9 protein-coding genes are annotated in these 9,542 nt (G+C 69.0%); 7 read left to right on the top strand and 2 right to left on the bottom strand.

Annotated features, from left to right (window positions below; translation table 11 throughout):
* Positions 1–320 precede the first annotated feature (320 nt).
* Both IEZ21_RS46615 and IEZ21_RS46610 read left to right on the top strand, forming a co-directional pair.
* A complete protein-coding gene (locus tag IEZ21_RS46615) occupies positions 321–680 on the top strand; it encodes a hypothetical protein (protein WP_189327871.1) in 360 nt (119 codons plus the stop codon).
* Positions 681–1,111: 431 nt separating this feature from the next.
* Positions 1,112–1,528 (top strand): ATP-binding protein, encoded by a 417-nt coding sequence (locus tag IEZ21_RS46610; RefSeq protein WP_189327870.1) that lies wholly within the window; start codon positions 1,112–1,114, stop codon positions 1,526–1,528.
* Positions 1,529–2,203: 675 nt separating this feature from the next.
* Here IEZ21_RS46610 and IEZ21_RS46605 read toward each other — a convergent pair.
* Positions 2,204–2,869 (bottom strand): GAF and ANTAR domain-containing protein, encoded by a 666-nt coding sequence (locus IEZ21_RS46605; protein WP_189327873.1) that lies wholly within the window; start codon positions 2,867–2,869, stop codon positions 2,204–2,206.
* A 583-nt stretch (positions 2,870–3,452) separates the two neighbouring features.
* Between IEZ21_RS46605 and ku the strand changes: the two genes are divergently transcribed.
* The 5 genes from ku (at position 3,453) to IEZ21_RS46580 (ending at position 8,654) form a co-directional block, all read left to right on the top strand.
* Positions 3,453–4,238, top strand: coding sequence for a non-homologous end joining protein Ku (gene ku / locus IEZ21_RS46600; RefSeq protein ID WP_189327869.1), 786 nt, complete (start codon positions 3,453–3,455; stop codon positions 4,236–4,238).
* 330 nt (positions 4,239–4,568) lie between these two features.
* Positions 4,569–6,077: an FAD-dependent oxidoreductase gene (locus IEZ21_RS46595; RefSeq protein ID WP_189327868.1), complete on the top strand. Its 1,509-nt coding sequence runs from the start codon at positions 4,569–4,571 to the stop codon at positions 6,075–6,077.
* Between the two features lie 15 nt (positions 6,078–6,092).
* Positions 6,093–7,220, top strand: coding sequence for a hypothetical protein (locus IEZ21_RS46590; protein WP_189327867.1), 1,128 nt, complete (start codon positions 6,093–6,095; stop codon positions 7,218–7,220).
* A gap of 4 nt (positions 7,221–7,224) precedes the next feature.
* Entirely contained in the window at positions 7,225–7,848 is a 624-nt protein-coding gene (locus IEZ21_RS46585; RefSeq protein ID WP_189327866.1) for a TetR/AcrR family transcriptional regulator, read from the top strand.
* 137 nt (positions 7,849–7,985) lie between these two features.
* Positions 7,986–8,654: a class I SAM-dependent methyltransferase gene (locus IEZ21_RS46580; RefSeq protein ID WP_246568977.1), complete on the top strand. Its 669-nt coding sequence runs from the start codon at positions 7,986–7,988 to the stop codon at positions 8,652–8,654.
* A 226-nt stretch (positions 8,655–8,880) separates the two neighbouring features.
* Here the strand turns inward: IEZ21_RS46580 and IEZ21_RS46575 are convergent, their stop codons facing one another.
* Positions 8,881–9,453 (bottom strand): BlaI/MecI/CopY family transcriptional regulator, encoded by a 573-nt coding sequence (locus IEZ21_RS46575; RefSeq protein ID WP_281399771.1) that lies wholly within the window; start codon positions 9,451–9,453, stop codon positions 8,881–8,883.
* Between the last annotated feature and the right edge of the window lie 89 nt (positions 9,454–9,542).

Here is a 9,542-nt window from a genome sequence, read left to right as displayed (position 1 = left end):
CGGCGGCTGGAGTCAACGCATAGAGCCTCCACCGATCCCGGAGCGCTTCAGCATGGTCGCAATGACCTGTCCTTGTGATCACGTTGCCTCTCGTGCTGCTCATCTGTGCCGTCATGGGCATATGGGTCCAGGCCGCGCGGCCGCGATCGCGTCATCGGAGCACTGTGGGAGCACGAGCAGCTGCTGCGCCTCGAGGCCGACGACCTGGACCTCGCCTGGGTGAGGCTCAGCGAGGCAGACCGAGCACTGCCGGATACCGAGCTGCGCCAACGGCTGCTTGTGGAGGCCGCAGCGGCACCGACCCGGTGAATACTGAACCTATGCGCCAAGCATTCGCCCACGAGGCCGTCGTTGTCATGGAAGCGGACGGCGATGTGCGGGCACTTGGCGCAGCCGTCACGGTTGCGCTGTGCGGCCAATGGGAACACGAGCCGCCATGTCCGCTGGCGCCACATCACACCGCCGCGGAGCGTTCCGGCGCGGAGATCCGGCTACGGGTACTCTTCGCTGCCGATCCCGCGACTGAGGCCGATGTCCGCAGCCGGATCGAAGGAGCCTTGGCTCGGGCCGGCCTCAACGGCCCAGACGGCGTCACCACGCGTTGGCAGTTCGACAGAGCGCGGCCCAGCCCCGTCCGGGAAGACGAGGCCGAGCACGCCGAACGACTCGTCCAGGATTGAGAGGCGGATCAGCTTCTACGGGGCTATGACGCCGTCACCGACGCAGAAGCCGTCTTCGGCAGCTGAGCCCGCTCGGCCTGAGGGGTGGGGGGACCAATCGAGCAGCCAATAACGATGAAGGAACGGCACCGTTCTGAAAGTCCTGCTGCTCGTGGATGGCGTGTTGACGCGGCCGTGTCGCTGCTGGGGCAGGGTGCGTTGATCGGGTGACACGCCGGCGTGGGCGTGTCAGCGGTTCGCCTCGTGCCTGCCCGGCCATGGAGCGGGCCGCATGCCCTCACCTGGTTGAACCGGCCGGTGAAGGCGGCCCCGGGACGTCATGGCTGATCAGCCCGGGGCCGCCGACAGGTGTGATCGTGTTCGATGGATGCAAGGTGGCCGGAAATCGGGGTAGACGGTGAGCGTCTGCAAATCGACTGCCGGAGGCCGCGATGGTGCATTCGCCCAAGGAGGACCCCCACCCCGGCGCCCTGGTGCGGACGGCAGAGCAGGCCAGAAACATCGCCCGCGGGTTCTTGCTGGTGTCCGCGCCGAACGGCGGGAGCGGGGCGGAGGCGGTGCTGCTGGTGGTCTCCGAGCTGTTCGCCAACGCAGTGCAGCATGCCGGCGGAGTGACCGGATTCCGGCTGGAGGCAGGGCCGGGGACGGTGACGGTGGCGGTGGACGACGCCAGCACCCGCCCGCCGCGGCCCCACTCGCTGGATCCACGGACGCCGGGCGGGTTCGGCTGGCATCTGGTGCAGGAGCTCTCGGCGGATGTGCAGGTGAAGGTCCATGCCGGGGGCAAGACGGTGTCGGCGACCATCCGGTGCCCGACCGGGGTGGGGCGCCAGCCGTCGGCGCCATGATGGACCACAGCCGGAGTGGGGTTCCGCTGACAGGCCACGGACGGTGGCGGGAGAGTGGTGCCCGGGCTGCGGTCCGGGCCAAGGTCCGGACCGCGACCTTGGGAACGATCAGTCCCGTTGGGCTTCGCGGGAGGCCGGCTGACCGCTTCTGCGGGAGGTTCGCCGGGTAATTCGCCGCCTGGTCACGCCCCGGTGGCGGATGCACAACTGCCTGACCTCACCAGGTGAGGACGGCGGCTCTCGCCTGACTGCCCAAGCAAGCCCCCTGGTGAAAACCAGCCAACGCGGCCTGGCCGGTCAGCTGGACTCCCCCCTCACGCTCACGCGCTCACTATCTCCGCGCCCGGTACAGAGCCTGCCGGCGTCGCTGCTGATTCCTCGGTCGGCCTCTGCCGGGAGGCGGGAATGCGGTTTGCCTGTCCGGACCGCTGGCCTTGTTGTCGAGCGGCTGCAGGTGACAGAGAAAGGACCGGTGCTGCTGCGGGAGTCTGAGCCGGTAGACGGATCAGCACAAACGGTGTGACACTTTTGGCGCCCGGTGCGCTGTCATCGGTGAGCCGTGATCACGGCTGTGCAATGACACGCTCCCCCCGTGCGGGTCATTGCCTCCGGGGTGGGCAGGTGCATTCCCCCGTCGCCTGCCCGCCCCCTTTTTCCGCGAACGAGAAGTGATGATCAGGTCTGGCCGGGGTGTTCGAACCGCACCTTCTGGGCCACATCGCGCAGCTTGACGTTGTGGTGCTGGGAGATGCGGCGCAGCACGTCGAACGCGTCGTCCTCGCTCAGCCGGTGGCGCTCCATCAGGATGCCCATGGCCTCACCTATGGCGTGCCGGCTCTCCTTGGCGTGCTCGAGCTGGTCGATGGTACGGGCGCTGGCCAACGCGACCGCCGCGTGAGAGGCCAGCAGCCAGCCCGCGGTCTCGATGTCCTTGCCGAACGCTCCCGGGCGGCGGGAGTACAGATTGAGCGCACCGAAATCCTCGTCGTCGGTGTAGAGCAGCACGCCGGTCATGCTCCCGATGCCCAACTCCCGGGCACCGGCGGCGAACCGCTCCCAGGCCGGCTGCGGCCGCGTCATGTCCGCAATCCGGTACACACGCGCGCCATCCTTGCGGCGGGCAAGATCGAAACAGGGCCCCTCGCCCAGCTCTCCCTGGAGACGGTCGGACTCATCAACCATCTCCCCGCAGGCGGCCAGGGTCACCGCCCGGCCCTTGCGCACCGCGAGGATCCCGGCCGCGTCACAGCCGTCCACCAGCTTCACCGCGGCCGCGGCGATCTCCTCCAGCGTCCCCTGGAGCGAGTCCTGGGCCAGCAGGTCCTGCGCGAGCAGCGCCATCTGCTCGGCGTATTCACGCCACTCCACCGCCACCACCCACCTCGATCACCAATCCGCCCACCCTACCGCCGGGCTACCCCACACCCACCTGGCCGCCGCTCCCAGGAAAAGCCGGAGGACTCCGGCCGGGACACCCCCTCCCCAGCGTCGCTGTCAGAGTCTCAGCCCGTCGGCAGCCCCTGGGCGCGCGACGCCTGACTGCGGGGTTCGGCTCGTCAGGCGACTTCACCGGCCAGCTCCTGGACGCGGTGGATGCCGCAGACGCTGAGAGAGGACAGGTCGCTGGCCTTGGGACGGGCACGTGCCCCGGCCCGTCATCATGCCGCTGAGTTGGTCGGTCTGGTCTGGGTGCGCCCCATCAAGGCGGGCGAGGACGCCCTCACTGGGGTCGGCGCACACACCGCCGCCCACGCCCCGCCGTCCCGAGGATGCGCCGAGCCGACACGCGGCCTGTACCAGACGGCTGTCTGACGGTGGCGGACCTTGATCATCAATCGCCGCAACCGCCTATGCTTGGGCCGTGATCCGAGCGACCGCTCCGCTCGAAGGTGCGCCCTTGACCGCTGCGGCGGAGGCTGGAGCTATGGATGTGCCCACGCAGGCGGTGTGGACCGGCTGGATCATGTTCGGCCTGGTCAGCCTGCCGGTGCAGTTGTTCCCCGCGACGCGACGGCACGGCATGGATCTGCATGAAGTGCACGCCACCGACGGTGCCCGCATCCGGCACCGGCGCGTCTGCCAAGCCGAGCACCGGGAGGTGGACAGCCAGGAGATCGCGAAGGGATACGAGACCCCGGACGGGCGCACCGTGGTGCTGCGGGAAGCAGACCTCGAGGCGCTTCCGCTGCACAGCAGGCACGTCATCGACGTCCTCGGGTTCGTCCCCGTCGACGGCCTGGACCCGCTGCTGTTCTCCCGCGGCTACTACGCCACGCCGCACGGGCAGGCCGGGCAGCGGCCCTACGCACTGCTGGTGGCCGCGCTGGCCCGGGCCGAGCGCGCCGCCGTGGCCAAGGTGACGCTGCGCACCAGAGAGCGCCTGGCCGCACTGTGGCCGCGCCGCGACACCCTGGTCGTCCAGACCCTGCTGTGGCCAGAGGAAGTCCGCGAACCCGGCAACCTGGGATCGACCACGCCGGTGACCGGGCAGGAACTGGAGCTCGCCTCCCTGCTCATGGCCCAACTGCCCGCCGTCGACCTCACCGCGCTGCACGACGACTACGCCGCGGCACTGGAACAGCTGGTCGCGGCGAAGGAGTCCGGAGGCCAACTCATGCCGCCTGCCGAGCCGGAACCGGCGGTGGACTTGATGGCCGCGCTGGAAGAGAGCCTGCGCCAAGCCGCAGGCCACCGCCACACGCCAGACTGACCGCGCAGGCCGTCTTCCCCTCATGCCGCAGAGACCGTCGTACGCGCAGGTGAGCGCGCAGCAGGACCGCAACTGGTCGATGACGGTAACGCCAGCTGACCTCAACTTCCCTACTGACACCGGTCATGGGCATCGACCGGAAGCGGAGCGGCGGGACTCCCTACACCAAAGGCCACGTGGGCGTCCCAGCCGGCCGTTGCCCCGGCTGGACCGTGGGAGGTCACTCCGCCGGACCCGACGTCTCGCGGGAAGGGTGGAAGGTTCAGACCGTACCTGTTATCTTCCCCTCCGCTCATACATTCAGTCATGAAATGTATGAATGGAGGCGGCGTGCGGGGAAAGACGGCCGTGGTGCTCGGGGGTAGCGTGGCGGGGCTGTGTGCCGCGGGAGTGCTCGCGAGGCATTTCGACGAGGTGATCGTCCTGGAGCGGGACCGGCTCCCGCCGGACGCGCAGCATCGGCGGGGCGTGCCGCAGAGCAAGCACCCCCACTTCCTCCTCAACTCTGGGCGTCGCGCGATTGGCGAGATCTTTCCTGGGTTCGAGGAGGCACTGATCGCCGCGGGCGGGATGCTCCTGATGCCGTCGATGGACGCGGCGTACTGCGAGAACGACGGCTGGGCCCCGCGCAAGGCCGGGTCGATGACGATGGTCTACAGCTCCCGCGTGCTCATCGAGCGGGTCTTGCGCGACAAGGTCCGCGAGCTCCCGGCCATCGAGATCCGTGAGGGCGTGACCGTCACCGGACTTCGTTCCACCGGGGGCGGCACCGCGCGCGGGCGCGTCGAGGGAGTCGAGTACCGCGCGGGCGACGACTCGGGCCACCTGTCCGCCGACCTGGTCGTCGACGCGCTGGGGCGCGGCTCCTCCGTCGCCGACTGGCTGAGCGCGGCGGGATGGCCGGCGCCGCCGGAGAAGACCCTTGACGCCAAGGTCACCTACACGTCGCGGTGGTACGACCTGCCCCCCGCCGACCGGCGTCCACAGGCATGGTGGTGGAAGCACCTGGTCGTCACTCCGACCCAGGACACCGGCGACCATCCCGAGGAACACGAGTTCCTCAGCAACTTCTTCCCGATCGAGGGTGACCGCGCCATCGTGTGCATGGGGGCGTGGGGCATCCGGATGCCGCGCGAGGTCGACACCTTCGAGGCCGCGGTGGACCGCGTGCGGGCCAGGTCCTTCGGGCAGGCGACGCGTGCCTGCACTCCGACCTCCGGGGTGCACCTCACTCGTTCGACCGGCAACAAGTGGCGCCGCTTCGACCTGCTCGACCAGCCCCCCCTCGGGCTGGTCTGCGTCGGTGACTCGATCTGCGCGTTCAACCCGTTCTACGCCCAGGGGATGAGCTCGGCGGCCCGCTCCGCGCTCATCCTCGCCGAGATGTTGCACGGCCACGACGTCCTCGACCTCGCCTTCTTCCGCGAGTTCCTCGCCCGGCAGAAGAAGTCACTCGACGTGCCCTGGATGCTCGCGATGGCCCGTGACCAGGCATATGACTTCGCGACCGGGAGTGAGGTCGTCGCTCCCTGGCGCCGCAAGCTGGCCGCGCGCCTCAGCTGGCCGGTCTTCAACGCCATCAACGCCACGAGCCGCGAGGACGCCTACGTCGAGCGGACGTTCGCCCAGGTCTTCAACCTCGACATGTCACTCAGGGAGATGACCACCGATGTGCGGTTCTGGTTCGGCATCGCGCGCTACAAGGTGCGTCAGCGGCTCGGACGCACGGTCGTGCCCGGCGGGTTCGACGACCAGCGGGATCCGCCCGGCACCGACTTCACCGGCCAGACCCGCGCCGGCAGTTCGCCGTCCGCCGAGACCGACCTCGTCAATGACTGACCCGAGGAGCAGGGAATGAGCTTTTCATGCGACTCAGCGGCCGAGCGCCTCGCTGGAAGGCTCGGCTTCTCCTGCCATGACGCCGATCCCATCGTGGACTTCCGCAACCCGTTCGGTCTCGAGAACGGCACCATGCCGTTCCTCGAGCTGCTCATCATCGGCGGTGCGGTGTTCGCCCTCGTCCATGCGTGGCGGCGATGGCGGCGCGACGGCGACCCGGTCAACATCTCTCTGTGGTTCGCCTCGCTCGTCTACCTGGCGGTGATCGAGCCGCCGCTTTACTTCCCGGGCTGGTTCGGCCTGGAGGAGCACGTCGGGTTCATTTTCTCCCACAACGTGTTCACCGTGCAGTTCATGTACGACCGGCTGCCGCTCTACATCGTGGCCTTCTATCCGGCGCTGTCGCAGCTCGCCTACGAGGTGGTCCGCGTTCTCGGCGTCTTCACGCGACGTGGGCTCCTTCTCGGTTCGCTGGCGGTCGCGTTCGCCTGCCAGGCGTTCTACGAGATCTTCGATCAGCTCGGACCTCAGCTGAAGTGGTGGGCCTGGAACCCCGGCAACGAGATGATCAACGAGCCGGCGCTCGCCTCGGTCCCGATGAACAGCATGTTCCTGTTCGCCTCGGTATCCTTCGGCGCGATGACCTACCTTGTCGTCCGGCTGGTCGGCGCGAAGGACGGCCGAGGCACGCTCACCGGCCGGCAGATCAGCCTGCGCACCGTGGTCGCCGGCGCCCTGACACCGCTCGCGATGACGGTCGCCGGCGTGCCTAGCAACGTCTTCCGCGGTGGGGACCAGCTTGGGATCCAGCAGGCCATCATCGGTGCCGAGCTCGCCCTGGTCTGGATCGTCGGCCTCTACCTTCTCGCGGACGCCTGGCGCGCGCGGCGAACTGATCCGGCTCCGGTGGCGTCGCCGCTGTTCGCGCGGATCTATCCGGCGCTGTACCTCGGCGTCCACATCGTCCTCTGGCTGGTCGCATTGCCGGCCTACTTCGCGGCGGCCAATGGCATCACCGAGCAGGGCACGCCGATCGGCAGCCTGTGGTACACCGTGCTGTGCACCGTAGCCGCAACCGGGCTCATCGTGGCCGTACTCCGCGCGACCATGTCCCGACGGACCACAGAGCCTGTGCGATCCTAAGCCCATGGGGCATCACGGCTGGGGAGGCCGGCCTCCCGCATCGGACGCGGAGGCCCGGCAGCGCATCATCGACGCGACCGCCCGCTGCATCGACAGGCACGGCGTCACGAAGACGACCCTGTCCGACGTCGCCGGCGAGCTCGGCGTCACCCGCCAGACCGTCTACCGCCACTTCGGCCGCATCAGCGACATCATCGGCGAGGTGGCGGCCCAGGGCGCCGAGTCGTTCGTCGACCTGATGATCGCGCACCTGCAAGGGATCACCGACCCGGCCGAAGCCGTGGTCGAAGGCATGGTCTTCTGCGTACGGACCATCCCCACCGAGCCACGCCTGAGCCTTCTGCTGCAACTCGGAGACACCACCGCCTTCGGCCGCGGCGCCACCACCAGGGAAACCATCGCCTACGGCGCCAAGATGCTGCAGCGCTTCCCCGTCGACTGGGCCGCCGCCGGCATCGACGAGGACGACCTCAACGGCCTCGCCGAGATCATCATGCGACTCCTGACGTCGCTGCTGCAGCACCCCAGCGAGCCACCGCAGGACGAAACCCGGCTCCGTACCTTCCTCCACCGGTGGCTGGCCCCGGCGCTGTCCGGGACATCAGCATCCGCGCACCCGCGTTCTTGAACGCTCACCCGGTGACGTAAGAGGCAGCACCGAATCGCGAGCGCGTCATGCACCGCACGGAGCCCGAAGCCGTCAACTCCCAAGCCTGGACACAGTACGGGGCACACCACCTCCAACGGTCCACCACGGTCTTGGAGGTGGACCGCATCTCCTGGGGGTTCTGGCCCACCGGGCCCGGCGCCGAAGTCCTCGGCGGCCTCTCCGGCCTGCGGGTCCTGGACCTGGCCTCCGGCCTGGGCAAGCACGCCGCACACCTGGTGCGCGAGCACAGCGCCACGGTCGACGCCGTCGAAGCCTCAGCCACCCAGCACGAACGCGCCACCACCCGATACGCAAACCTGCCAGGCCTGCGCCTCATCCACGCCGACGCCGCCGAGTACCTGACGCAGGCCATCGAGCCGTACGACGTCATCTACTCCATCCACGGCTTCGGCTACATCGACCCGCACCGGCTCCTCCCGGCCGTCGCCTCCGCCCTGAAGCCGGACGGCCGCCTGTTCTTCTCCGTCCTGCACACCAACGCGGCCGACCGCGGCCCCTCCCAGAGCGTCACCGCCCGCCCGGAGATCCTGCCGCTCGCCGACGGGAAGCCGCTGACCGTGCAGATGTGGGTGCTCTCGCCGACGTTGTGGGAAGACCTCCTCGTCGACAACGGCCTCCTCGTTGACCGAGTCGACGTCCTCGACGCGCCCAATGACGGCGACCATGTCTCCGTCCGTCTCTTCCGAGCGCACCGCCGCGCCGATGTCATCAGCAGCAGACCTCAAGTGAACCGGTGCCCAGCGCCGGGGGCAGCGTCGGAATGATCCTTTACGGCCCGCGCAAGACCGAGCACGACGCCCGCTACGGCGCCGCCCAACCGTCCAGCCCGAGCTGCGGTTACGTCTGGCTACAGGGATCGGCGCCGCCTTTGCCGTTGTGCTGACGGTGCCCGCCGGTTGGGACTGTCGGGCGGGCACCGGCGACAACGTGCCGGCGATTTCCGCTCTGCGGCGGCGGTGGCGGCGGCCGTTCGCGCCGGACGCTTCTCCGTCAGGCAGTGACCAGGTCCTTCTGCTCCGGCGAGGTGTCGGCCGGAGCAGTCTCGGATGCCGTGTAGTAGACGGACGAGCCCTGCTTGGTGCGGTGGACATGCCCCTTGGCGACGAGTCCTTCGACCGTGGTGCGCACGACCTTGGGCTTGATGTCACGGTCGGGATGGGCCTGGGCCAGCCCGGTGCTGATCTCCGCGGAGGAACGCGGCTCGGACTGCCGGCCCAGATGGGTGCGGATGAGCTCGCCGAGCGTGGGCTGCTTCACCCCGGTCGCGGACGCCTTCGCACCGGCGCTCTTGGCCGGTGTTTTCCCGGCCTTCGGGGCAGCGGCCTTCTTCTGCCTGACCGGTGCGGGCCCGGCCGAAGCCTGCCGCGGTACCGAAGGCGCAGCCGTGACAGCCTCGCCTGAACCTGCACCGGCGTCCGCGGGGCTCTCGCCGCTCAGCGCCTGCTGCAGGTTCACCAGCAGGGCATGGTCACGCTGCAGGGCGAGCAACTGCTCCTGGAGTACGGATACTTCGGCGCCGATACGTTCCTGATCCTTGGCGTTGCGCTCGAGGTCCGCAGCCACCTGAGCGGCGTAGGGCTCGTCGATGAACTAATGGTGCGTGTCGCGTCAACTGTTCTTTGACGTCGTGTTCATGACGTATCTGGCGAGTT

The organism is Streptomyces flaveus (assembly GCF_014647675.1).
Lineage (GTDB): Bacteria > Actinomycetota > Actinomycetes > Streptomycetales > Streptomycetaceae > Streptomyces > Streptomyces flaveus.
This window is presented reverse-complemented; position numbering and strand designations above follow the sequence as displayed.